Source organism: Neisseria animaloris (assembly GCF_900637855.1).
In the GTDB taxonomy this organism is placed as follows: domain Bacteria; phylum Pseudomonadota; class Gammaproteobacteria; order Burkholderiales; family Neisseriaceae; genus Neisseria; species Neisseria animaloris.
Genome location: NZ_LR134440.1, coordinates 1,583,447 through 1,606,625 on the forward strand (window position 1 = coordinate 1,583,447; position 23,179 = coordinate 1,606,625).

Annotated in this window: 24 protein-coding genes; 21 read left to right on the plus strand and 3 right to left on the minus strand. The window is 49.0% G+C overall.

Features of this window, described 5'->3' with window-relative positions:
- Positions 1 to 13: 13 nt before the first annotated feature.
- Positions 14 to 319, minus strand: coding sequence for a spore cortex protein (locus tag EL216_RS07310; protein ID WP_085390602.1), 306 nt, complete (start codon positions 317 to 319; stop codon positions 14 to 16).
- Positions 320 to 395: 76 nt separating this feature from the next.
- Positions 396 to 1,049, minus strand: coding sequence for a pyrimidine 5'-nucleotidase (locus tag EL216_RS07315; RefSeq protein ID WP_085390604.1), 654 nt, complete (start codon positions 1,047 to 1,049; stop codon positions 396 to 398).
- An 89-nt stretch (positions 1,050 to 1,138) separates the two neighbouring features.
- Between EL216_RS07315 and EL216_RS07320 the strand changes: the two genes are divergently transcribed.
- Positions 1,139 to 2,143 (plus strand): thiamine ABC transporter substrate-binding protein, encoded by a 1,005-nt coding sequence (locus EL216_RS07320; RefSeq protein WP_085390738.1) that lies wholly within the window; start codon positions 1,139 to 1,141, stop codon positions 2,141 to 2,143.
- Positions 2,144 to 2,325: 182 nt separating this feature from the next.
- On the opposite strand, the gene bioH is transcribed toward EL216_RS07320, so the two are convergent.
- A complete protein-coding gene (gene bioH, locus EL216_RS07325) occupies positions 2,326 to 3,069 on the minus strand; it encodes a pimeloyl-ACP methyl ester esterase BioH (RefSeq protein WP_085390606.1) in 744 nt (247 codons plus the stop codon).
- Here bioH and EL216_RS07330 point away from each other — a divergent pair.
- From EL216_RS07330 to EL216_RS07425, 20 genes are all read left to right on the plus strand, one after another.
- Positions 3,068 to 3,781, plus strand: a complete 714-nt coding sequence (locus EL216_RS07330) for a ComF family protein (RefSeq protein WP_085390608.1) — start codon at positions 3,068 to 3,070, stop codon at positions 3,779 to 3,781. The genes bioH and EL216_RS07330 overlap by 2 nt on opposite strands.
- A gap of 210 nt (positions 3,782 to 3,991) precedes the next feature.
- Positions 3,992 to 4,456 (plus strand): tRNA (uridine(34)/cytosine(34)/5-carboxymethylaminomethyluridine(34)-2'-O)-methyltransferase TrmL, encoded by a 465-nt coding sequence (trmL, locus tag EL216_RS07335; RefSeq protein ID WP_085390610.1) that lies wholly within the window; start codon positions 3,992 to 3,994, stop codon positions 4,454 to 4,456.
- Between the two features lie 67 nt (positions 4,457 to 4,523).
- A complete protein-coding gene (locus EL216_RS07340; protein ID WP_408633959.1) occupies positions 4,524 to 5,243 on the plus strand; it encodes a septal ring lytic transglycosylase RlpA family protein in 720 nt (239 codons plus the stop codon).
- Between the two features lie 219 nt (positions 5,244 to 5,462).
- Positions 5,463 to 6,047 (plus strand): Holliday junction branch migration protein RuvA, encoded by a 585-nt coding sequence (gene ruvA / locus EL216_RS07345; RefSeq protein ID WP_085390612.1) that lies wholly within the window; start codon positions 5,463 to 5,465, stop codon positions 6,045 to 6,047.
- 81 nt (positions 6,048 to 6,128) lie between these two features.
- A complete protein-coding gene (locus EL216_RS07350; protein ID WP_085390614.1) occupies positions 6,129 to 7,973 on the plus strand; it encodes an ABC transporter ATP-binding protein in 1,845 nt (614 codons plus the stop codon).
- Positions 7,974 to 8,458: 485 nt separating this feature from the next.
- Entirely contained in the window at positions 8,459 to 8,815 is a 357-nt protein-coding gene (locus EL216_RS07355; protein WP_085390616.1) for an NADH-quinone oxidoreductase subunit A, read from the plus strand.
- A complete protein-coding gene (locus tag EL216_RS07360) occupies positions 8,806 to 9,285 on the plus strand; it encodes a NuoB/complex I 20 kDa subunit family protein (RefSeq protein WP_085390618.1) in 480 nt (159 codons plus the stop codon). The genes EL216_RS07355 and EL216_RS07360 overlap by 10 nt, the downstream gene beginning before the upstream one ends.
- A 9-nt stretch (positions 9,286 to 9,294) precedes the next feature.
- The gene (locus EL216_RS07365; protein WP_085390620.1) at positions 9,295 to 9,885 is read left to right on the plus strand and encodes an NADH-quinone oxidoreductase subunit C; all 591 of its coding nucleotides are present in this window, start codon (positions 9,295 to 9,297) and stop codon (positions 9,883 to 9,885) included.
- Positions 9,878 to 11,134: an NADH dehydrogenase (quinone) subunit D gene (gene nuoD, locus EL216_RS07370; RefSeq protein ID WP_085358685.1), complete on the plus strand. Its 1,257-nt coding sequence runs from the start codon at positions 9,878 to 9,880 to the stop codon at positions 11,132 to 11,134. The genes EL216_RS07365 and nuoD overlap by 8 nt, the downstream gene beginning before the upstream one ends.
- The gene (nuoE, locus tag EL216_RS07375) at positions 11,134 to 11,607 is read left to right on the plus strand and encodes an NADH-quinone oxidoreductase subunit NuoE (RefSeq protein ID WP_054599411.1); all 474 of its coding nucleotides are present in this window, start codon (positions 11,134 to 11,136) and stop codon (positions 11,605 to 11,607) included. Before nuoD ends, nuoE begins: the two co-directional genes overlap by 1 nt.
- Before the next feature lie 128 nt (positions 11,608 to 11,735).
- Positions 11,736 to 13,031 (plus strand): NADH-quinone oxidoreductase subunit NuoF, encoded by a 1,296-nt coding sequence (gene nuoF / locus EL216_RS07380; protein ID WP_009119547.1) that lies wholly within the window; start codon positions 11,736 to 11,738, stop codon positions 13,029 to 13,031.
- 16 nt (positions 13,032 to 13,047) lie between these two features.
- The gene (locus EL216_RS07385; RefSeq protein ID WP_085390622.1) at positions 13,048 to 13,431 is read left to right on the plus strand and encodes a hypothetical protein; all 384 of its coding nucleotides are present in this window, start codon (positions 13,048 to 13,050) and stop codon (positions 13,429 to 13,431) included.
- A gap of 276 nt (positions 13,432 to 13,707) precedes the next feature.
- On the plus strand, positions 13,708 to 15,966 hold the full coding sequence (nuoG, locus tag EL216_RS07390) for an NADH-quinone oxidoreductase subunit NuoG (protein ID WP_085390624.1): 2,259 nt from the start codon (positions 13,708 to 13,710) through the stop codon (positions 15,964 to 15,966).
- Positions 15,967 to 15,968: 2 nt separating this feature from the next.
- Positions 15,969 to 17,018 (plus strand): NADH-quinone oxidoreductase subunit NuoH, encoded by a 1,050-nt coding sequence (nuoH, locus tag EL216_RS07395; protein ID WP_085358673.1) that lies wholly within the window; start codon positions 15,969 to 15,971, stop codon positions 17,016 to 17,018.
- A 166-nt stretch (positions 17,019 to 17,184) separates the two neighbouring features.
- The gene (locus EL216_RS07400) at positions 17,185 to 17,982 is read left to right on the plus strand and encodes a cation transporter (RefSeq protein ID WP_085356624.1); all 798 of its coding nucleotides are present in this window, start codon (positions 17,185 to 17,187) and stop codon (positions 17,980 to 17,982) included.
- Positions 17,983 to 18,142: 160 nt separating this feature from the next.
- Positions 18,143 to 18,622 carry an NADH-quinone oxidoreductase subunit NuoI gene (nuoI, locus tag EL216_RS07405; RefSeq protein WP_085390626.1) on the plus strand — a complete coding sequence of 160 codons (480 nt, stop codon included), beginning with the start codon at positions 18,143 to 18,145 and terminating at the stop codon, positions 18,620 to 18,622.
- 12 nt (positions 18,623 to 18,634) lie between these two features.
- The gene (locus EL216_RS07410) at positions 18,635 to 19,291 is read left to right on the plus strand and encodes an NADH-quinone oxidoreductase subunit J (protein WP_085390628.1); all 657 of its coding nucleotides are present in this window, start codon (positions 18,635 to 18,637) and stop codon (positions 19,289 to 19,291) included.
- Positions 19,288 to 19,593 carry an NADH-quinone oxidoreductase subunit NuoK gene (gene nuoK / locus EL216_RS07415; RefSeq protein WP_085390630.1) on the plus strand — a complete coding sequence of 102 codons (306 nt, stop codon included), beginning with the start codon at positions 19,288 to 19,290 and terminating at the stop codon, positions 19,591 to 19,593. The genes EL216_RS07410 and nuoK overlap by 4 nt, the downstream gene beginning before the upstream one ends.
- An 18-nt stretch (positions 19,594 to 19,611) precedes the next feature.
- A complete protein-coding gene (gene nuoL / locus EL216_RS07420) occupies positions 19,612 to 21,642 on the plus strand; it encodes an NADH-quinone oxidoreductase subunit L (RefSeq protein WP_085390632.1) in 2,031 nt (676 codons plus the stop codon).
- Between the two features lie 36 nt (positions 21,643 to 21,678).
- The gene (locus tag EL216_RS07425) at positions 21,679 to 23,175 is read left to right on the plus strand and encodes an NADH-quinone oxidoreductase subunit M (protein WP_085390633.1); all 1,497 of its coding nucleotides are present in this window, start codon (positions 21,679 to 21,681) and stop codon (positions 23,173 to 23,175) included.
- The last annotated feature ends 4 nt before the right edge of the window (positions 23,176 to 23,179 follow it).

Consider the following 23,179-nt stretch of genomic DNA (forward strand, 5'->3'; position numbering starts at 1 on the left):
ATGTAAGAAGGAGTTAATGCTGGCTGCCGTCGGGCATGGCTTCCGAGGCGGCGGTATTTTGCGGCATCGGCGTTACACCGGGTTTTTGCCAGTTGGTGCCGCGTACTTCGGCGGCTTCACCGTTTTTGGTAACGGCACGCTGCTCGGGGCGGAATTGGTTGTATCTCATATTGCGCGAATATGATCCGTCTTGATAATACACGGGAGTGCCGGTTTCATATTTTTGACGCAATGCCGTGTGGCCGTCGGCGGTTCGGTAAGTTTCCCAAGAGCAGCCGCCCAAAGCTGAAAATGCCAATAGTAAGACGATTGAACGCATGATTTTTCCTTATCAAAGATTATTCGAAAACCGCCTGCCATTTTAATCAATTTGCGTACCGATTGATAGCATGCGTCTAAGTTTGTTCTGATTCTCCGACCCAGCGGGCGAGTCCGGCCATATCATTGGCAGCGAAGTCGATAAACGGCAGCGGATGTGCATGTTTGCCAAACCATACCGTGCGCATGTTCAATGCTTTTGCAGCATGAAGGTTGTCGGCGCTGTCGTCCACCATAATGCAGTTTTCAGGGCGGGCCGCAAACAGGCGGCAAACGGAAAGGTATGACTGTTCGTCGGGTTTATAGCAAAGGCCGAAATCGTCGGTGCCGAAGAGGGCATCGAAATACGGCGTGATATTCAGTGCATCGGCCAGCGCCTGTACGTAAAACGAGGGGCCGTTGGAGAATATTGCTTTTCGACCTTTCAGACGGCCTAAAGTTTCTATCGTGTTTTCCATCGGCACCAGTGCGGCCAGAATTTCGGGCAAAGGGTGGCTTTGTTGTAAAAATTCTTCCACGCAGATTTCGGGGTGGTGCTTTTGCAGCCCTGCCAGGGTTGCGCCGTAACGGTGCCAGTAATCCTGCCGCAGCGCCGATGCCGCTTCGGTGCTCAAACTCAGTTTGCGGGCAAGATAATCCGTCATGTGGCGGTTGATTAAATGGAAGATGCCGTTGTCGGCATGATGGAGGGTGTTGTCGAGGTCGAACAACCAAATCGTTTGACAATCCATAACATTTAAAATATTTTATATTGAAGAAGTTAGCTGTTGTAACAAAAAATATTAACACACCCGTTTATATTATTAAGATAGAAATGAAAATGAATCGGAAAATTGTTTTTGGTTGGGGAGCATTGCTGTTCAGCTTGAGTGCGTGGGCACAAACCGAAGTACGCTTGGTGGTACACAATTCGTTCAGTCTGCCCAAAAATGCGTTTGTCAAATTCGAGCGTGAAAACAAGGCCAAAGTAACCGTTATCAAGGCGGGCAGCGGCAATGAAATGCTCAACAAACTGATTCTCAGCCGTGCCAAGCCGATTGCCGATGCGGTATATGGTTTGGATAATGTAAACATCGGCAAGGCCGCCCAAAGCGGCATTTTGGCGGTACAGCAGCCGCGCTCGGCCGCTACGGACGTTACGCTGCCCGGTGCGGCAGCGGTAGATTATGCTTATGTAGTGTTGAACTACGATAAAAAATGGTTTGCCGAGAAAAACCTGCCTCTGCCCAAGTCGTTGGAAGATTTAACCAAACCCGCCTACAAAAACCTGTTGGTTACTCAAAACCCCGGTACTTCGGGCCCTGGTTTGGCTTTCTTGATGGCCAATATTGCCGGCATGGGTGAAGAGCAGGCGTTTAAATGGTGGGCTGATATGCGTAAAAACGGCGTGAAAGTATCAAAAAGCTGGAGCGACGCTTATTATACCGACTTTACTCAAAACGGTGGTTCGCGCCCGCTGATTGTCAGCTATGCCACCAGTCCGGCCGCCGAAGTGCATTTCGGTAAAGGTAAATATCAAACACCTCCCACGGGCAACCTGTTTTTGAAAGGCGCGGTTTTCCGCCAGGTAGAAGGCGCGGCGGTATTGCGCGGTGCCAAACAGCCTGCGTTGGCGGCCAAGCTGGTGAGTTATCTGCAAAGCGGCGAAGTGCAGAAAGCGCTGCCGTCTGAAATGTGGGTTTATCCGGCGGTAAAAGGTACGCCGTTGCCCAAAGTGTTCGATTTTGCTCAACTGCCCGATCACCACTACACGCCGGATACGGCTCAGATCACCCAAAAGCAGAAAACATGGGTCAGCCGTTGGGTACGGGTGGTGTTGAAGTAAACGGCATTTCTATATTCAAATGGTTAAGCAGGCCGTCTGAAAGATTTCAGACGGCCTGCTTTGTTGGTTATGTTGCCGCGCATCGAACAATTTGAGGGCTTGGTAAATTTCCGAGCAGCATTCGAGCATTTCGGAAAGGTTTTAATCGGAGAAATAAAGTTTCAGGCCGTCTGAAAAAGCGGCTAGTGCCGTTCAAAAAATTCAGCCAACAATGCCGCAAATTCATCTGCCTGCGTTAAAAACGGCGCATGGGCGGCTTTGGGAATGATGTACAGCTCGCTTTCGGGCAAGTGGCGGTGCAGGTATTCGCCCATGCGCGGGGGCGTGATGGAATCTTTGCCGCCGAATATCAGCAGCGTGGGGGTGGCGATATCCGGCAAAAACACGCGGGCATCGGCATTGGCCACGGCATCCAACGCGGCCTGCATTGCCGCCGGTGCGCCGTGTTTGACGATGTCGGGCAGCACTTTTTCCAAGACGGGTTGCTGTTCTTTGGCATATAAAAATTGCAACTGGAGAAACTGTTTCATATATTTGTGATAATCTTGCTGAAACAGCGCTATCATTTTCGCCAGTGCCGGATTGGTTAAGCCTTCAGGATAGTCGGGTGCGGCTTGGAAGCGGGCGAAGCTGGCGGTCAGGCAGAGGGAACGGACTTTTTCAGGGTAATTGGCCGCAAGATAAAGCGAAATCAGCCCGCCGAGCGACCAGCCGAGCAGATAGGCCGGCTCATCGATTTGGCGGGCGATCATATCGGCGGTCGCGGCGACATCGAATTCGCCGTTAAACGGCGCATCGCCGTGGCCGGGTAAATTGACGGTGCGGATTTCCCATCCGGCAGGCAGGCGCGGGGTTAAGTCGTCGAAAATATGGCGGTTCGCCGCCCAGCCGTGGATCAGATAAACTTTTTTGGCAGGATGCTGCATGAACATACTCTCGTGGTGGCGTAAATTATCAGGCGTGAAACGCTGTGTATTATGCCATGCTTCCGCCGTTTCAGACGGCCTGTGTGCAGGTTGTGCGGCGGATTTGGCCGGATTGCGCACCGATGCGGCCAATATCTGCCCTTGCTGCACCAATGTCAGCACGGGCGGCACGATATGCGGGCAATGTCAGCGGAAGCCGCCGCCGTTTGAAAAATTGTGGACATCGGTTTATTACGAGCCGCCCGTCAGCACCATGATTCATGCGTTTAAGCATCAGGCAGATTTGAGTATGCTGAACCCGTTGTCGGCACTGATGCTCGATCATGCGCCGCCCTGGCTGGCCGGTGCGGAAATCGATTCCGTGCTGGCCGTGCCGTTAAGCAAAGACAGGCGTTTGTTTCGCGGTTTCAACCAGAGCGACGAATTGGCTGAAATTGTAGGCAGGGTTTACGGTTGGGAAATTTTGCCGCATCATACGATATTCAGACGGCATCATCTGCCGCAAAGCACACTGAAACGGAACGAACGCCGTAAAAATGTACGGAACGTGTTCACAGTGAAAAATCACGGTGTTAAGAATCGTAAGATACTATTGATTGATGACGTTACTACAACAGGTGCAACGATTGAAGAATTGGCGCGAACGCTAAAAAATGCGGGCGCTGCCGCAGTTTTTTGTTGGGCACTGGCACATCCGCAAATGAAAAAATAACCAAAGATTTTTGACTAGGCCTACCGTTTGAGGCATAGTGCGTACTCTTAAATATTTGATTTATAGAACCTATCTGTCATTTTGTCGTCGGTTGCGCTTTTTGTGCGGCATACGGAACGGCTTTCAAAGGGAACAGTATTTCCGAATCTTTAAGAGCAGGCGCAACAGACATTTACAAAAGAAGACAAAATAAACAATAAAAGGTTCCCAATGTTTACGGTTGTTTTATACCAGCCTGAAATACCGCCCAATACGGGCAACATTATCCGTTTGTGCGCCAATACCGGCGCGGATCTGCATTTGGTCAAGCCGCTCGGTTTTCCGCTGGACTCAAGCAAGATGAAACGGGCAGGGCTGGATTACCATGAGTTTGCCAAGTTGACCGTTCATGAAAATTTCGACGATTGTTTGCAAACTCTGGCAGGGCGGCGCATTTTCGCGCTAACCACCAAAGGCAGCGCCCGCCCCGACCGAGCGGAGTTTGAAGCGGGGGATGTGTTTTTGTTCGGCCCCGAAACCCGCGGCCTGCCGGCTGAAATTCTCAACAGCCTGCCTGCGGAACAAAAATTGCGCTTGCCGATGATGCCCGGCAGCAGAAGCATGAATTTATCGAATACCGTTGCCGTGATGTTGTTTGAAGCGTGGCGGCAGCACGACTATCAGGGCGGTTTGTAACAGGCCGCCTGAAAATGCTTCGGATTCCCGAAGCGCAGCGTTATCAACTCGAGAATTGGAATTTGTTTTGACTCAAGCCAAAAATACTTTCTTTACCGGCGTATTTGCCGCTCTTTCATTAGGACTGGTTTTCAGTGGTAACGCCAACGCGGATGCCGTTGTAAAAGCCGAAAAACTGAATCGTGCCGCCAATATGAGCTACAAAGTGGCCGGCAAACGCTACACCCCGTTAAAAAAAGTATCTTCCTTCAGCCAAACCGGTAAGGCATCATGGTATGGTGGCCAATTCCACGGCCGTAAAACTTCCAGCGGCGAGCGTTACAATATGCACGCGATGACTGCCGCGCATAAAACCCTGCCGATTCCCAGTTATGCCCGTGTTACCAATCTTGCTAACGGTAAAAGCGTGGTAGTACGCATCAACGACCGCGGCCCGTTCCACGGTAGTCGTGTGGTGGATGTGTCCAAGGCTGCTGCCCAAAAATTGGGCTTCATCCACAAAGGCACGGCAAAGGTGCGTGTGGAGCAAATCCTGCCGGGCGGCCAAAAAGCCGAAAACTTTGCACAGGCCGATGCCCGCAGTATCTATGTGAATCTGAAAAGTTTCGATACCAAAGCCGAAGCCCGCGATTATGTGAAACGCGCCGGCAGCCGTTTGAAATCGGCAGATATGGAGCAAAAGGTGGTTATGGAAAAACAGGCCGACAGTTATGTTGTCAAAATGGGTCCGTTCAACCGTCAGGAACATGCCGACGATGCAAGAAGCCGGGTGTCCGCAGCTATTTAATTTTGTTTTCAGACGGCCTGCATTATGCAGGCCGTTTTGTTTGTGCGGTGTATAATGCGGGGCCGTCTGAAAAAGCTTTCAGACGGCCCCCATGATTTTTATATGGCAAATAAACTTATTTTTGATACAAGGCAGTAATGCTGTAGTTAAGTTTATTTGCGGTAACTGTGGAAAGTTCAGTTCCACAGCCATATCCCACAATACCGAACGGAAGCAACCATGATCAGCAGACTCACCGGTAAACTCATCGAAAAAACACCTCCGCAAATCGTGATTGATGTCAACGGGGTGGGTTACGAAGTCGATGTATCGATGCAGACTTTTTATCTGCTGCCGCCGCTTGGCGAAACCGTGCAGCTCTATACCCAGCTTGTGGTGCGCGAAGATGCGCATCTGCTGTTCGGATTTGCCTCGGCCGCCGAACGCGCCACGTTCCGCCAGTTGGTTAAGGTAAGCGGCATAGGGGCCAAAACCGCATTGGGTATTTTGTCGGCCATGACTTCGGACGAACTGGCGCAGGCTGTGGCTCAGGAAGATGTGAAACGGCTTTCTTCCGCGCCCGGCATCGGCAAAAAAACCGCCGAACGCATGGTGCTCGAACTGCGCGGCAAACTGGTGTCGGAACAAACCGCCACCGGCCTGTTCGCCCCCGCTGCCGCGCCGGACGAAACCGACGATATCGTCAGCACGCTTTTGGCCTTGGGCTACAACGAGCGTGAAGCCAAAGCCGCGGTAAAAGGCATTGCGGCAGGCACGGATGTGAGCGAAGGCGTGCGTTTGGCTTTGAAGAATTTGTTGAAATAGTTTTCAGACGGCCTATCGGGTGTTTAAACCGCTGAGGCCGTCTGAAAAAACCGCAAGCCGTTATGATTAAGCAGTGAAAGTATGATGAAGAAAATATTTGACTGGTTCGAATCCCGTATCGACCCTTATCCCGACAATGCACCGGCTACGCCGCCGAAAGGCTTATGGCCTTTCCTTTGGGGCAGCATGGAAGGCATGCGCGGTTGGATTTTGGTGCTGGCTCTGATGACTGTAGGCATTGGCATCATGGAAGCCCTACTGTTTCAATTTATGGGCAAAGTGGTCGATTGGCTGGGCGCATACACGCCGCAAACTCTGTGGGCGGAAAAAGGCCGGGCATTAACGGGCATGGCCGCGCTGATGGTGTTTGCCGTGTTTTGGCATTTCGTTGCGTCGAACGTGCGCCTGCAAACTTTGCAAGGCGTGTTTCCGATGCGCCTGCGCTGGAATTTCCACCGCCTGATGCTGGGGCAGAGCCTTGGGTTTTATCAGGACGAATTTGCCGGACGGGTTTCGGCCAAAGTGATGCAAACCGCGCTGGCGGTGCGCGATACGGTGATGACGCTGGCCGATATGGTGGTTTATGTGCTGGTGTATTTCATCAGCTCGGGCGTGATTCTGGCGGCGTTCGACGGCTGGCTGCTGCTGCCGTTCGTGTGTTGGATTATCGCGTTTGGCACCGTGATGCGCGTGCTGATTCCCAAGTTGGCGAAAACGGCACAGCGTCAGGCAGATGCCCGCTCGTTGATGACCGGCCGCATTACCGATGCCTATTCCAATATCACCACAGTTAAACTGTTTTCGCATGGTGCGCGAGAGGCAGGTTATGCCAAGCAGTCGATGCAGGAATTCATGGTAACGGTGCATGCACAAATGCGTTTGGCGACTTTGCTGTCGACTTGTAATTTTATTGTGAGTACGTCGCTCACCTTGTCCACCACCGCTTTAGGCATTTGGCTGTGGCAGAACGGGCAGGTCGGGGTAGGCGCGATTGCCACCGCCACCGCCATGGCTTTGCGCGTGAACGGGTTGTCGCAATACATCATGTGGGAATCGGCCCGTTTGTTTGAAAACATCGGCACCGTGAATGACGGCATGGTTACTTTGTCTAAACCGCAAACCATTTTAGACAAACCGGCCGCACTGCCGTTGAAAGTGGAGCATGGCGACATCCGTTTCGAGCATGTCGATTTTTCTTACGAAGTAGGCAAACCATTGCTCAACGGCTTTAACCTGCACATCAAACCGGGCGAAAAAGTCGGTTTGATCGGGCGTTCCGGTGCCGGTAAATCGACCATCGTTAATCTGTTGTTGCGCTTTTACGAACCGCAAAGCGGTGCCATCACCATCGACGGCCAAAGTATCAACGACATTACCCAAGAAAGCCTGCGCGCCCAAATCGGCTTGGTAACACAAGATACCAGCCTGCTGCATCGCTCCGTGCGCGACAACATTGTTTACGGCCGACCCGATGCCACCGAAGAAGAAATGTATCAGGCTGCCGAAAAAGCCGAAGCCGCCGATTTCATCCCTAATCTTTCCGATGCCAAAGGCCGCAGGGGATACGATGCACATGTGGGCGAAAGAGGCGTGAAACTTTCAGGCGGCCAGCGGCAGCGCATCGCCATCGCCCGCGTGATGCTGAAAGATGCACCGATTCTGCTGCTCGACGAAGCCACCAGCGCACTGGATTCCGAAGTGGAAGCGGCGATTCAGGAAAGTTTGGATAAGATGATGGAAAACAAAACCGTGATCGCCATCGCCCACCGTTTATCCACCATTGCCGCTATGGACAGACTGATTGTGCTTGATAAAGGACGTATCGTCGAAGAGGGCAGCCATGCCGAATTGCTGGAGAAAAACGGTTTGTATGCCAAACTGTGGGCGCACCAAAGCGGCGGATTTTTGGCAGACCACATAGGGTAATCAATAGTAATAAGAAGTAGTGTGAAAAGAGGCCGTCTGAATAAAAGTTTCAGACGGCCTCAGTGTTTGGTATTGTAGTAATTAATATGTGAATAATTTAAAGTTTTGATTTTTATGTAATTTCTATTTTTACAAAATGGCTGTCAGACGCGATGGAAAGCTACTTAGACTACATATCGCTACATTGCAATTAAATTTCGTTAAAACAAAGATTTGAGGCATGAATTCAAGTATTAAGAAAAGTTAATTATATTTTAATCACAGTAAAGGCTATCGAGGCCGAAATAACGATTTGTAAACTTTAAAATGATGCCGTTTTGTTAATGATTAAATTGAATTAATGATAATCGTTATCATGAAGAGTTTGAAATTATTAGGTTTTTCAAGGATTTTTTTAATACTTCAACTTTTAAACATTCCTGAAATTCGCTACAATGAAAAAGCGTTTTACCAGCATTTTCATGTTAACACTTTAGGTACAAACCATGTTGGCTAATTATTTTCCCGTATTCGTTTTTATTCTCGTCGGCCTGATTGCCGGTGTAGTGTTTCTCGTTTTGGGTAATCTGCTCGGTCCGAAACGGCACTATGCGGAAAAAGATGCCCCCTTTGAATGCGGCTTTGAAGCTTTTGAAAATGCGCGTATGAAATTCGACGTGCGTTACTATCTGGTTGCAATCTTATTTATTCTTTTTGATTTGGAAATCGCTTTCATGTTTCCGTGGGCAGTTGTGTTCAAAGATTTGGGCGCATTCGGTTTCTGGTCGATGTTCGTGTTTATCGTGATTCTCACGATAGGTTTTGTTTATGAATGGAAAAAAGGCGCTTTAGAATGGGAATAGAAGGCGTTTTGAAAAAAGGTTTCATTACCACCAGTGCAGATACTGTGCTCAACTATATGCGTACTGGCTCGTTGTGGCCGGTAACGTTCGGTTTGGCTTGCTGCGCGGTTGAAATGATGCAGGCTGGTGCGTCGCGTTACGACCTCGACCGATTCGGGATTATTTTCCGACCCTCTCCGCGGCAGTCCGATTTGATGATTGTGGCCGGTACCCTGTGCAACAAAATGGCACCCGCCTTGCGCCGCGTATACGACCAGATGGCCGAGCCCCGCTGGGTGTTGTCGATGGGGTCTTGTGCCAACGGCGGCGGTTACTACCACTATTCTTACTCAGTGGTGCGTGGTTGCGACCGCATCGTACCGGTAGACGTTTATGTGCCCGGTTGCCCGCCGACAGCCGAAGCATTGATTTACGGTTTGATTCAGCTCCAACAAAAAATCAAACGCACATCAACGATTGCACGGGATTAGGAGGGCATTATGGCAAATGTAAAAACCTTGCACGAAACCGCTACCCGTATTCTGGGCGATAAAGCCTCCAAAGTTATTCTGGCTTTGAATGAAGTAACGGTCGAATGTGCGGCAAAAGATTATTCGGAAGTAATGAACATTCTGCGCGACCATGAAGAACTGCATTTCGAGCAGTTGGTTGATTTGTGCGGAGTGGATTACAGCACGTATAAAAACGAAGTTTGGGAAGGCAAACGCTTTGCCGTAGTCAGCCAGCTTCTGTCTATCAAAAACAACCAACGCATCCGTGTGCGCGTGTGGGCGGCAGATGACGATTTTCCTGTTGTCGATTCCGTTACCGATATTTACAACAGCGCCGATTGGTACGAACGCGAAGCCTTCGACCTGTTCGGTATTCTGTTCAACAACCACCCCGATTTGCGCCGCATTCTCACCGACTACGGTTTTGTCGGCCATCCTTTCCGCAAAGATTTCCCGATTTCAGGCTATGTAGAAATGCGTTACGACGAAGCCGAGAAACGCGTGATTTACCAACCCGTAACCATCGAGCCGCGCGAAATTACCCCGCGCATCGTCCGCGAGGAGAACTACGGTGGCTAATAAATTAAGAAACTACACCATCAACTTCGGCCCGCAGCACCCTGCCGCGCACGGCGTATTGCGTATGATTTTGGAGCTGGAAGGCGAAACCATCGTCCGTGCCGACCCGCATATCGGCCTTTTGCACCGCGGTACCGAAAAACTGGCCGAAACCCGCACCTACCTGCAAGCCCTGCCTTATATGGACCGCTTGGACTACGTTTCCATGATGGTCAACGAGCAGGCGTATTGTTTGGCAGTAGAAAAACTGACCGGAGTCGAAGTCCCTATCCGCGCCCAATACATCCGTGTGATGTTTGCCGAAGTAACCCGCATTCTGAACCACCTGATGGGTATCGGTTCCCATGCGCTCGATATCGGCGCGATGACTGTGTTTCTCTATGCTTTCCGCGAGCGCGAAGAGTTGATGGACTTATACGAAGCCGTATCCGGCGCCCGTATGCACGCGGCCTACTTCCGCCCCGGTGGTGTATATCGCGATTTGCCCGACTTCATGCCTAAATACGAATCGAGCAAATTCCGCAATGCCAAAGTGCTGAAAAAGCTCAACGAAGCCCGCGAAGGCACCATGCTCGATTTTATCGAGGCCTTTACCGAACGCTTCCCCGGTTGTGTAGACGAATACGAAAGCCTGCTCACCGACAACCGTATTTGGAAACAGCGTACCGTCGGCATCGGCGTGGTTTCGCCCGAACGCGCCCTGCAAAAAGGCTTTACCGGCGTGATGCTGCGCGGTTCGGGCATCGAATGGGATATCCGCAAAAAAGCCCCTTATGATGCCTATGCCAACGTTGATTTCGATATTCCCGTCGGCGTAAACGGCGACTGCTACGACCGCTATCTGTGCCGTATCAACGAAATGCGCGAATCTAACCGCATTATCAAACAGTGCGTGCAATGGCTCAAAGCCAACCCCGGTCCCGTGATTGTCGATAACCACAAAGTCGCGCCGCCCAAACGTACCGAAATGAAAATGGGTATGGAAGACTTGATTCACCACTTCAAACTGTTTACCGAAGGCATGCACGTGCCCGAAGGCGAAACCTATGCCGCAGTCGAGCACCCCAAAGGCGAGTTCGGCATTTATATGATTTCAGACGGCGCCAACAAACCTTACCGCCTGAAAATCCGTGCGCCCGGCTTTGCCCACCTGCAAGGCATGGACGAAATGGCACGCGGCCACATGTTGGCCGACGTGGTAGCCATCATCGGTACGCAAGACATCGTATTCGGAGAGGTAGACCGATAATGTTATCCGCAGAATCTTTAAAACTGATAGATGTTGAATTGGCGAAATACCCTGCCGACCAACGCCGTTCCGCCATCATGGGCGCATTACGCATTGCCCAAGAAGAAAAACGCTGGCTCACGCCCGAAACCATAGAGTTTGTGGCCGATTATGTCGGCATCGCACCGGCAGCCGCTTACGAAGTCGCCACTTTCTACAATATGTACGACCTCGCCCCCGTAGGCAAATACAAACTCACCGTCTGCACCAACCTGCCTTGCGCCCTGCGCGGCGGTGTGAATGCAGCCGAATACCTGAAACAGAAACTCGGCATCGGCTTTGGCGAAACCACTTCAGACGGCCTCTATACCTTAATGGAAGGCGAGTGCATGGGCGCATGCGGCGATGCCCCCGTGATGCTGGTAAACAACCACAAAATGTGCAGTTTTATGACTGAAGAAGCGATTGAGCAAAAATTGGCGGAATTGCAGTAAGGGCTACCTGAAAGGCCGTCTGAAAACCCTTCAGACAGGCATGTAAAAAATATCAGCGCATAACCGCATCAGGCGGTTGGGCGGCTAAACAAAAGATTGAAGAAGATTAACCGATTAGGGCTAAGCAAATGGCTATTTTCCAATCAGGCGTGATTTTTGAAAACGTCGATACCCGTAATCCCGACTGTTGGCACTTGGAAGCATACCAAGCGCGCGGCGGCTACCAAGCGCTGCGTAAAATCCTGACTGAAAACATGTCGCAAGACGACGTGATTGCCGAAGTCAAAACTTCGGGCTTGCGCGGCCGTGGCGGTGCGGGCTTCCCCACCGGTTTGAAATGGAGCTTTATGCCCCGTTCCTTCCCCGGTGCGAAATACGTCGTCTGCAACACCGATGAAGGCGAACCCGGCACATTCAAAGACCGCGACATCATCAACTTCAACCCCCATGCGTTGATTGAAGGCATGATCATTGCCGGATACGCAATGGGTGCGGAAGCAGGCTATAACTATATCCACGGCGAAATCTTCGAAGGTTACCAGCGTTTTGAAGAAGCTTTAGCCGAAGCCCGCCAAGCCGGTTTCTTGGGTAAAAACATCATGGGAACGGATTTCAGCTTCGAGCTGTTTGCCGCCCACGGTTACGGCGCATATATCTGCGGCGAAGAAACCGCATTGCTGGAATCGCTCGAAGGCAAGAAAGGCCAACCGCGTTTCAAACCGCCGTTCCCCGCTTCATACGGCCTGTACGGAAAACCCACCACCATCAACAATACCGAAACCTTTGCTTCGGTGCCGTTCATTATCCGTGACGGCGGACAGACTTTTGCCGACAAAGGCATCGAAAACGCAGGCGGCACCAAGCTGTTTTCCATTTCCGGCCACGTTGAACGCCCCGGCAACTACGAAGTGCCGTTAGGTACGCCGTTTGCCAAATTGTTGGAAATGGCCGGTGGCATGAAAGACGGCAAAAAACTCAAAGCCGTGATTCCCGGCGGTTCGTCAGCGCCTGTATTGCCCGGCGAAGTGATGATGACCTTGAACATGGATTACGATTCCATCGCCAAAGCAGGTTCCATGCTCGGTTCGGGCGCGATTATCGTGATGGACGAAGACGTGTGCATGGTCAAAGCGCTTGAACGCTTGAGCTACTTCTACCACGAAGAATCCTGCGGCCAATGTACTCCCTGCCGCGAAGGTACCGGCTGGTTATACCGCGTGGTGCACCGCATTGCCGAAGGCAAAGGCCGCCCCGAAGATTTGGACTTGCTCGATTCGGTCGGCAACAACATGGCCGGCCGCACCATCTGCGCCTTGGCCGATGCCGCCGTATTCCCCGTGCGCAGCTTTACCAAGCATTTCCGCCACGAGTTTGAACACTATATCGAGCATGGCAAACCGGCTAAAGAGCATAAGTGGTGTTAGAAATTTTCGAAGTGAAATGAAATTATTCAAACATTTATTAATATATATTGCCGTGGTCTTTTTGTGTGCTTGTGGAGGTGGTGGTGGGCGTTATTCTTCTGATGATCAAATATACAACGATGATTATCATCAGAATATACAATATGAAAATGAGTTGAATGCTCACGAAGCTGAGGCTCAAGAAGCTGAAATTGAAAAATTACGACAGCAGGTTTCAGATTATGAGCAATACCAAGAGGATATGAATCAGCATATTGAAGAGCTCAAATATAAGTCTCAGCAAGTTGATAATCAATTGAATAGATTCCAAACTGATAATTGGAGAGATGTTGTACCCGATGTAGTTGATGCTCAGGAAGACTTATACATTGAGTTTAATAATGCACCAATTGAACCATAAGTAGAGTAGGTTGGGTTGTAAAACCCAACACAAACATCAGGCCGTCTGAAACGTTGGGTTTAACAACCCAACCTACTTAAACTGATTTTCTTTCACTCAGGCGAAAGTTGGCTTTGAAGCTTTAAATTGATTAATGAAGTAGGAATTGAAAAACAGGCTACCTGAAACATAGCCGAAAAACAAAATACCTGTCTGAAAACTTGGTAAACGTATAAAAACAGCATTTCAGACGGCCTCATTTAAGTTTTTAATAAAACCGTAACTAGGAAACACACCATGTTACAAATTGAAATCGACGGTAAACAGATTGCAGTCAAGCAGGGTGCGACCGTAATGGAAGCGGCGCACGAGCTGGGCACTTATATCCCGCATTTCTGCTACCACAAAAAATTATCCATTGCCGCCAACTGCCGCATGTGCTTGGTGGAGGTGGAAAAAGCCCCCAAACCCTTGCCTGCCTGTGCCACGCCGGTAACAGACGGCATGGTGGTGCATACCCATTCCGCCAAGGCCAAGCAGGCGCAGGAAGGCGTGATGGAATTTCTGCTCATCAACCACCCGCTGGATTGCCCGATTTGCGACCAAGGCGGTGAGTGTCAGTTGCAGGATTTGGCCGTGGGTTACGGTAAATCGTCAAGCCGTTACCAAGAAGAAAAACGCTCGGTTGTGCCTAAAGATATGGGGCCGTTGGTGTCGGCGGAAGAAATGAGCCGCTGTATCCACTGTACCCGCTGTGCGCGCTTTACCGAAGAGATTGCCGGTTTGCAGGAAATCGCTATGGCCAATCGCGGCGAGTTTTCCGAAATCATGCCGTTTATCGGCAAAGCGGTGGAAACCGAGTTGTCCGGCAACGTGATTGATTTGTGTCCGGTGGGTGCCTTAACCAGCAAACCGTTCCGCTACGATGCCCGCTCTTGGGAATTGAGCCGCCGCAAAACCATTTCCGCACATGATGCTTTGGGCAGCAATTTAATCGTGCAAACCAAAGACCACACCGTACGCCGCGTGTTGCCGTTGGAAAATGAAGCCGTGAACGAATGCTGGATTTCCGACCGCGACCGCTTCGCCTACGAAGGCCTGTATCACGAAAGCCGTCTGAAAACCCCGAAAATCAAACACGGCGGCCAATGGCATGAAGTGGATTGGCAAACCGCGCTCGAATATGTGCGTAAAACCTTAGATTGCATTCAAAAAGAAGACGGCCAAGATGCGGTAGGTATTTGGGCCAACCCGATGAATACCGTTGAAGAGCTGTATCTGGCCAAAAAACTTTCAGACGGCCTCAATATCAAGCATTTCGACACACGCTTGATGCAGCAAGACAGCCGCCTTGCGGGCAGCTTGAAAGGTGCACAATGGCTGGGTCAAAGCATTGAAAGTTTGGGCAATGCCGATGCCGTGCTGGTTGTGGGCGCGAATCTGCGCAAAGAACAACCGCTGCTGACTGCCCGTTTGCGCCGCGCCGCTAAGTCTTACATGGCGTTGAGCATCATTGCCAGCAGCAAAGAAGAGCTGCATATGCCCCTGCTGGCACAAGAAGCCGTGCACCCGAACGAATGGGCAGGCCGTCTGAAAAACATGGCGCAAGACCTTGAAAACGCTGTTTCAGGTAGCCTGAAAAATGCCGAAAAAGCGGCAATCGTGTTGGGTGCCGAAGTGCAAAACCACCCCGATTATGCGGCGGTTTATGCTGCCGCTCAGGAATTGGCCGATGCCACCGGTGCGGTTTTGGGTGTTCTGCCGCAAGCCGCCAACAGCGTGAGTGCGGATGTGTTGGGCGTGAACCGCGGCAACAGCATTCAAGAAATGTTGGCGCAACCGAAAAAAGCGGTATTGCTGCTGAATGTAGAACCTGAAATCGACGTTGCGAACGGCGGTAAAGCGGTCGATGCATTGAAGCAAGCCCAAAGCGTGATGGCATTTACGCCGTTTGAAAGCGAAACCTTGCGCGAAGTGTGCGATGTGATGTTGCCGATCGCGCCGTTTACTGAAACATCGGGCAGCTTCATCAGCATGGAAGGCCGTCTGCAATCGTTCCACGGTGTGGTAAAAGGCTTTGCCGATTCGCGTCCGTTGTGGAAAGTTTTGCGTGTGCTGGGCAATGTGTTCGAGCTGGAAGGCTTCGAATACGACAGCAGCGAGCAAGTGTTGAGAGAAGCGGTAAACAAAGAAAGCCTGCCTGAAAAACTCAACAACCGCAGCACTTGGCAAGGCGAAGCCGTTCAGACGGCCTCCGGTTTGGTGCGCGTAGGCGGTGTGGGCATCTACCATACCGATGCGATTGTGCGCCGCTCCGCTCCGTTGCAAGCGACTTCACATGCACAAGTGCCTGCCGCCCGTATTCATCCTAACACCTTGGCTGCTTTGGGTTTGCAAGACGGCGAGGCCGTGCAGGCAGGGCAGGGCAGCGCGGCGGTTGGTGTGCGTGTAAGCGCCGATGCGGGCCTGCCTGAAAATGTTGTGTATCTGCCGCTGCATTCTGAAAATGCTGCGTCGGGTGCGTTGATGAACACTATCGAACTGACGCGGGGTTAATCATGCAGGAATGGTTCCAAGCCTTGTTGGGTAATGAGATCGGCTTAATCGTTTCGATTGTGCTGAAAATCGTGATTATCTTGATCCCGTTGATTTTGACGGTGGCTTATCTTACCTACTTCGAGCGTAAGGTAATCGGCTATATGCAGCTGCGCGTCGGCCCTAACGTAACCGGCCCGTTTGGTTTGATTCAGCCGTTTGCCGACGTGTTGAAGTTGCTGTTTAAAGAAGTTACCCGCCCCAAACTGTCGAATAAAGCGTTGTTTTATATCGGCCCGATGATGTCGCTGATGCCTGCGTTTGCAGCTTGGGCGGTGATTCCGTTTTCTGATGAATGGCTGCTGACCAATGTGGATGCGGGTTTGCTGTATATTCTGATGATTACCTCTTTATCGGTGTATGGTGTGATCATTGCGGGTTGGGCTTCCAACTCCAAATATTCATTCTTAGGTGCCATGCGTTCTTCAGCCCAAACCATTTCTTACGAAATTGCCATGGGTGCGGCATTGGTATGTGTGGTAATGGTTTCGGGTAGCATGAATTTCAAAGAAATTGTTGCCAGCCAAGCCCAAGGCATTGCCGGCGGTTCGATTTTCTCTTGGAACTGGTTTGCTTTGTTCCCCGTATTCATCGTGTATCTGATTTCCGCCGTAGCCGAAACCAACCGTGCACCGTTCGACGTTGCCGAAGGCGAGTCGGAAATCGTGGCCGGTTTCCATGTGGAGTATTCGGGCTTTGCATTTGCCCTGTTCTTCCTTGCCGAATATATTTTCATGATTCTGATCGGTGCGCTTACCGCCATCATGTTCTTAGGCGGTTGGCTGTCTCCGTTCCCGCAAAGCTGGGGTATTATCGGTACGCCGAGCGCATTTTGGATGTTCTTGAAAATGGCCTTTATCCTTTACGGCTATTTGTGGATTCGTGCCACTTTCCCGCGTTACCGTTACGACCAAATTATGCGCTTGGGCTGGAAAGTGCTGATTCCGGTAACTTTTGTGTGCATCGTATTGCTCGGTTTGTGGATGATTTCGCCCCTAAGCCTATGGTCGTAGTTGATGAGATTACATTGAAATTTGAAAGCTTACCGTTAATCGTATGTAATAAGTATCTTGAGACAAGAGAGTGTGTTTTTTTCTATTGAAAAAGATTGCAAAATAACAAAGCTGAAGGTGCTTTTGTGTATTGATAGATTAGTTATTTATCATGTGGAGAGGAAATATGGTTTTACAAAAAACTGTTTTTCGTATCGCACAAATGGATTGTTCTTGTGAAGAGCAGTTAATTCGCATGAAATTAGATGATGTGGTTGAAGTTAAAAAACTTCAGTTTAATTTATCAAATAAAACTTTAACGGTGTACCATGAAGATGGTGGTAAATCTGTTTTAGAACATCTACAAACATTGGGTTGGGACATTCAATGTATTGAGCACACGCGGGTTGATTCAGTAGAGATTCCTGTTGAGCAACAACAGAAAAAGTTGTTGTATGTGGTGTTAGTCATTAATTTTGTGTTCTTTCTGATTGAAAGTATTGCAGGGTGGTGGTCACACTCAGTAGGTTTGATAGCAGATAGTTTGGACATGTTGGCAGACAGCTTAGTTTATTTTATGGCTTTATTGGCTGTGGGTAAAAGTACGATTTATAAGAAAAATATTGCGTATTGGGCTGGGTGGTTTCAGATAACTTTAGCTGTAATGGGTCTTATAGAAGTGTTAAAACGATTTTGGGATTTTGAGATGTTACCTGATTTTAAAATGATGATGTGGGTGTCATGTTTGGCTTTAATGGCTAACGTAGTGTGTTTGTATTTATTGCGCCAAAATGGTAGTCAAGAAGAACATATGCAGGCTAGTATGATTTTTACTTCTAATGATGTATTGGTAAATTTGGGAGTGATTGTGGCAGGTGCTTTGGTATTATGGTGGCAATCACCCTATCCAGATTTGATTGTTGGTGTCATTGTATTTGCATGGGTAATTTTAGGTGCAATTAGAATATTGAAATTGGCACGATGAATAGAACGAAGCATTTGACGGCAGTCGGTTGAATTTTTATGCAGAAAAATTTTTGAAGAAATATTATGGAAGTGATTTGTTTAATAAACAGTTTTTTATTAACCAAGATAAATTTTTAATTAAAAGAAAGCTATCCGCAACAATAGGGTAGGGTGTAATTATGGCAAATTTAGTCAAAACCTTCCTGCTAGGCGAATTGGTAAAAGGCATGGGTGTTACGCTCAAAAACTTTTTCGCCCGCAAAGAAACCATTATGTTCCCCGAAGAAAAAACGCCGCAATCCGTGCGTTTCCGCGGCCTGCATGCCCAGCGTCGCTATCCGAACGGGGAAGAGCGCTGCATTGCCTGCAAACTGTGCGAAGCGGTTTGCCCGGCAATGGCGATTAATATCGAATCGGAGCAACGCGAAGACGGCAGCCGCCGTACCACCCGTTACGATATCGATTTGACCAAGTGCATTTTTTGCGGCTTTTGCGAAGAAGCCTGCCCGACCGATGCCATTGTGGAAACCCATATTCTCGAATACCACGGTGAGAAACGTGGCGATCTGTATTACACCAAACCTATGCTGCTGGCGATTGGCGATAAATACGAAAATGAAATCGCCAAACGTAAAGCGGCTGATGCACCGTATCGTTAGAGGAGCAGAAAGATGACTTTTACGACCATTCTGTTCTATGTGTTGGCAGCTATCGTGCTTTTCGGTGCGTTAAAAACCGTAACGGTAAAAAACCCCGTGCATGCCGCACTCTATCTGGTGCTGACTTTCAGTACGAGTGCCATGATTTGGATGTTGATGCAAGCGGAGTTTTTGGGCATTACTTTGGTGCTGGTGTATGTCGGTGCGGTAATGGTGTTGTTCTTGTTCGTGGTTATGATGTTGAACATCGATATTGAGGAAATGCGTGCCGGCTTCTGGCGGCATGCTCCCGTTGCCGGTTTGGTCGGCGTATTGATGGCCGTTGCGCTGATTTTGATTTTGGTGAACCCGAAAACCAATTTGGCCGCTTTCGGTGCAATGAAGGATATCCCTGCCGATTACAATAATATTCGTGATTTAGGCAGCCAGATTTATACGACATATCTGTTGCCGTTTGAGTTGGCCGGTGTTTTGTTGGTGCTGGGTATGATTGCCGCCATTGCTTTGGTACACCGTAAAACTTATAACCCGCGCTATATTAATCCTGCCGATCAAGTCAAAGTAAGCGCCAAAGAAGGCCGTTTCCGCATGGTAAAAATGGAAGCTGTAGTGCCGTCTGAAGAAAAAGAAGTTTCAGACGGCCAAGAAGAAGAGGAGGGCAAAGTATGATTACCTTGACGCATTACTTGGTTTTGGCTGCGCTTCTCTTCGGTATCAGTGCTATGGGCATTTTTATGAACCGTAAAAACGTGCTGATTCTGCTGATGTCGATTGAGCTGATGTTATTGGCGGTTAATTTTAATTTCATCGCATTTTCACAGCATTTGGGTGATACCGCCGGCCAGATTTTCGTATTTTTCGTATTGACGGTAGCTGCTGCTGAATCCGCCATCGGTTTGGCTATTATGGTGTTGGTGTTCCGTAACCGTAACACAATCAATGTGGCCGATTTGAACAGCCTTAAAGGTTAATCGGGAGAATAAGCAATAATGAGTGAGATGAACTTATATCTGGCGATTGCCTTGATTCCGTTGGCAGGATCGCTGTTGGCCGGGCTGTTTGGAAAGCAAATCGGCCGGGCCGGAGCACACACCGTAACCATTTTAGGTGTGGGAATCTCCACCGTCTTATCGGGTTGGGTATTGTATGGTTTCCTCAATGGTACACGTACCCGCTTTGATGAGAATGTGTACACATGGTTAACCATGGGCGGCTTGGATTTTTCAGTCGGTTTTTTGGTAGACACCCTTACTGCCATGATGATGGTGGTGGTAACCAGCGTATCTTTGATGGTGCATATCTATACCATTGGCTATATGCATGATGAAAAAGTAGGCTACCAACGTTTTTTCAGTTATATCTCATTATTCACTTTCAGTATGCTGATGTTGGTGATGAGTAATAACTTTATTCAGCTTTTCTTCGGATGGGAGGCCGTCGGCTTAGTGTCTTATCTGTTGATCGGTTTCTACTTCAAACGGGAAAGCGCAATTTTTGCCAATCTGAAAGCCTTTTTAGTAAACCGCGTGGGTGACTTCGGTTTCTTGTTGGGTATCGGTTTGGTATTGGCTTATTTCGGCGGTAGTTTGCGTTATGCGGATGTGTTTGCTTATCTGCCGAATGTGCAGAATGCCACTATCCAACTGTTTCCCGGAATGGAATGGTCGTTGATGACGGTTACCTGCTTGTTGCTGTTTGTAGGAGCAATGGGTAAATCGGCACAGTTTCCTCTGCATGTGTGGTTGCCTGATTCTATGGAAGGCCCGACACCAATTTCCGCATTGATTCATGCGGCAACCATGGTAACCGCCGGTTTGTTCATGGTGTCGCGCATGTCTCCGATGTATGAGATGAGCTCAACCGCACTGAGTGTAATCATGGTGGTCGGTGCGATTACTGCGTTGTTTATGGGCTTCTTAGGTACGATTCAAAACGACATCAAACGTGTGGTTGCTTATTCTACTTTGTCGCAATTGGGCTATATGACGGTCGCTCTGGGCGCATCGGCTTATTCGATTGCTATGTTCCATGTAATGACGCACGCCTTTTTTAAAGCCTTACTGTTTTTGGCCGCAGGTAGCACTATCATCGGCATGCATCACGATCAAGATATGCGCCATATGGGTAATTTGAAAAAGTACATGCCGATTACTTGGATTACCATGTTAATTGGTAACTTATCATTAATCGGTACCCCGTTTTTTGCCGGCTTCTATTCTAAAGATTCTATTATTGAAGCAGCCCATGCCAGCACTTTGCCGGGGAGCGGGTTTGCCTACTTCGCCGTGCTTGCCAGTGTGTTTGTAACGGCGTTTTACGCATTCCGCCAATACTTTATGGTATTCCACGGTAAAGAAAAATGGCGTGAACTTCCTGAGCATCATGATGAACACCACGATGACGGACACCATCACGGTTTAGGGAAAAACGACAATCCGCATGAAAGCCCATGGGTGGTTACGTTGCCGTTGATTTTGCTGGCCATTCCGTCGGTAATCATTGGTTATATTGCAATTGAACCCATGCTCTATGGCGATTTTTTCAAAGATGTGATTTTCGTGAATCATGAAGTCCACCCGACAATGGCTCTCTTGAAAGAAGAGTTTCACGGCCCGTTGGCGATGGTTGCACATAGTTTGCACACTCCGGTGTTGTATTTAGCGGTTGCCGGTGTAGTTAGTGCTTGGATTCTGTATGTTAAAGCGCCGCATTTGCCTGCAAAGATTGCTGCCGCTTTCAGCCCGGTTTACAAGTTGCTTGATAACAAATACTACTTGGATACGATTTACTTTAATGTATTTGCCAAAGGCAGCCGTGCATTGGGTAATTTCTTCTGGAAAGTAGGTGATACCGCCATTATTGATAACGGTATTGTAAACGGTTCGGCAAAATTAGTAGGTGCCGTTGCCGCCCAAATCCGCAAAATGCAGACCGGCTTTATTTACACTTACGCAGCCGCAATGGTTTTTGGCGTGTTGGTGTTGATCGGTATGACGTTCTGGCATTTATTTGCCGGTTAAGTGGGAATTCAATCTTAAGAATGTCAGGTTATGAATATGTTAGATAACTTACTCAGTTTAGCTGTATGGGTGCCGATAGCAGCGGGTGTGCTGGTATTGGCAACCGGCTCCGATAGCCGAGCCGGTATTGCCCGTGTGCTGGCTTTTATCGGCGCATTGGCCGGTTTCTTGGTAACGCTGCCGTTATTTACCCGGTTTGACCGGTTAAGCGGAGGCTATCAGTTTACCGAGTTCCATAGTTGGATTCCTGCTTTAAATATCAACTATGCTTTGGGTGTGGACGGTATTTCGGTATTGTTTATCATCTTGAACAGCTTTATCACGTTGATGGTGGTATTGGCCGGATGGCAAGTGATTCAGAAGCGCCCGGCGCAATATATGGCGGCGTTTTTGATTATGTCGGGTTTGATTAACGGAGCTTTTTCTGCACAAGATGCCATTCTGTTTTATGTATTCTTTGAAGGCATGCTGATTCCGTTGTATTTAATCATCGGTATGTGGGGTGGCCCACGTCGTGTATATGCTTCAGTGAAGCTGTTTCTCTATACTCTGCTCGGATCGTTGCTGATGTTGGTAGGGTTGGTTTATCTGTCTTATCAAATCGGCGGCAGTTTCTCGATTGTGGATTTCCAAAATTTGAAGCAGATTCCGTTGGGTGTTCAGCAGTTTCTGTTTATCGCATTCTTCCTATCATTTGCTGTGAAAGTACCGATGTGGCCGGTACATACGTGGTTGCCTGATGCTCACGTTGAAGCACCTACCGGAGGTTCGATGGTGTTGGCGGCAATTACATTGAAAGTGGGGGCATATGGTTTCTTACGTTTTGTTTTGCCTATTCTGCCTGATGCTTCACGCTTCTTTGCTCCTACAATCATTGTGCTTTCTCTGATTGCGGTAATTTACATCGGTATGGTGGCGTTAGTGCAAACTGACATGAAAAAACTGGTGGCTTATTCTTCCATCAGCCATATGGGATTTGTCACTTTAGGTATGTTTTTGTTTGCGGGCGGTTATTTGAATGACTGGGCATTAAAAGGTGCTGTTATTCAGATGATTTCCCACGGATTTGTTTCTGCTGCCATGTTTATGTGTATCGGTGTAATGTACGACCGCCTGCACTCGCGAAATATCGCCGATTACGGTGGTGTAGTAAATGTAATGCCGAAATTTGCTGCGTTTATGATGTTGTTTGCGATGGCTAATGCCGGTTTACCTGCAACCTCGGGTTTTGTCGGTGAATTTATGGTTATTATGGGTGCGGTAGAAGTTAATTTCTGGGTGGGCGCTTTGGCTGCTTTAACTTTGATTTATGGTGCCGCTTATACGTTGTGGATGTACAAGCGGGTGATTTTTGGTGCCATTACCAATCCCGAAGTAGAAAAACTGCAAGATATCAATTGCCGTGAGTTTGCTATTTTGGCTATTTTGGCGTTGGCGATTCTGGGCATGGGTTTGTATCCGCAAGCCTTCATTGAAGTAATCCACCAAGCTGCCAACGATTTGATTACCCATGTGGCGCAAAGCAAGATTTGAGGTG

What these genes read in the sequence shown, in the direction of transcription:
- EL216_RS07310 (WP_085390602.1), bottom strand. Translation starts at nt 319, where the DNA reads ATGCGTTCAATCGTCTTACTATTGGCATTTTCAGCTTTGGGCGGCTGC.
- EL216_RS07315 (WP_085390604.1), bottom strand. Translation starts at nt 1,049, where the DNA reads ATGGATTGTCAAACGATTTGGTTGTTCGACCTCGACAACACCCTCCAT.
- EL216_RS07320 (WP_085390738.1), top strand. Translation starts at nt 1,139, where the DNA reads ATGAATCGGAAAATTGTTTTTGGTTGGGGAGCATTGCTGTTCAGCTTG.
- EL216_RS07330 (WP_085390608.1), top strand. Translation starts at nt 3,068, where the DNA reads ATGAACATACTCTCGTGGTGGCGTAAATTATCAGGCGTGAAACGCTGT.
- bioH (WP_085390606.1), bottom strand. Translation starts at nt 3,069, where the DNA reads ATGCAGCATCCTGCCAAAAAAGTTTATCTGATCCACGGCTGGGCGGCG.
- trmL (WP_085390610.1), top strand. Translation starts at nt 3,992, where the DNA reads ATGTTTACGGTTGTTTTATACCAGCCTGAAATACCGCCCAATACGGGC.
- ruvA (WP_085390612.1), top strand. Translation starts at nt 5,463, where the DNA reads ATGATCAGCAGACTCACCGGTAAACTCATCGAAAAAACACCTCCGCAA.
- EL216_RS07350 (WP_085390614.1), top strand. Translation starts at nt 6,129, where the DNA reads ATGATGAAGAAAATATTTGACTGGTTCGAATCCCGTATCGACCCTTAT.
- EL216_RS07355 (WP_085390616.1), top strand. Translation starts at nt 8,459, where the DNA reads ATGTTGGCTAATTATTTTCCCGTATTCGTTTTTATTCTCGTCGGCCTG.
- EL216_RS07360 (WP_085390618.1), top strand. Translation starts at nt 8,806, where the DNA reads ATGGGAATAGAAGGCGTTTTGAAAAAAGGTTTCATTACCACCAGTGCA.
- EL216_RS07365 (WP_085390620.1), top strand. Translation starts at nt 9,295, where the DNA reads ATGGCAAATGTAAAAACCTTGCACGAAACCGCTACCCGTATTCTGGGC.
- nuoE (WP_054599411.1), top strand. Translation starts at nt 11,134, where the DNA reads ATGTTATCCGCAGAATCTTTAAAACTGATAGATGTTGAATTGGCGAAA.
- nuoF (WP_009119547.1), top strand. Translation starts at nt 11,736, where the DNA reads ATGGCTATTTTCCAATCAGGCGTGATTTTTGAAAACGTCGATACCCGT.
- EL216_RS07385 (WP_085390622.1), top strand. Translation starts at nt 13,048, where the DNA reads ATGAAATTATTCAAACATTTATTAATATATATTGCCGTGGTCTTTTTG.
- nuoG (WP_085390624.1), top strand. Translation starts at nt 13,708, where the DNA reads ATGTTACAAATTGAAATCGACGGTAAACAGATTGCAGTCAAGCAGGGT.
- nuoH (WP_085358673.1), top strand. Translation starts at nt 15,969, where the DNA reads ATGCAGGAATGGTTCCAAGCCTTGTTGGGTAATGAGATCGGCTTAATC.
- EL216_RS07400 (WP_085356624.1), top strand. Translation starts at nt 17,185, where the DNA reads ATGGTTTTACAAAAAACTGTTTTTCGTATCGCACAAATGGATTGTTCT.
- nuoI (WP_085390626.1), top strand. Translation starts at nt 18,143, where the DNA reads ATGGCAAATTTAGTCAAAACCTTCCTGCTAGGCGAATTGGTAAAAGGC.
- EL216_RS07410 (WP_085390628.1), top strand. Translation starts at nt 18,635, where the DNA reads ATGACTTTTACGACCATTCTGTTCTATGTGTTGGCAGCTATCGTGCTT.
- nuoK (WP_085390630.1), top strand. Translation starts at nt 19,288, where the DNA reads ATGATTACCTTGACGCATTACTTGGTTTTGGCTGCGCTTCTCTTCGGT.
- nuoL (WP_085390632.1), top strand. Translation starts at nt 19,612, where the DNA reads ATGAGTGAGATGAACTTATATCTGGCGATTGCCTTGATTCCGTTGGCA.
- EL216_RS07425 (WP_085390633.1), top strand. Translation starts at nt 21,679, where the DNA reads ATGTTAGATAACTTACTCAGTTTAGCTGTATGGGTGCCGATAGCAGCG.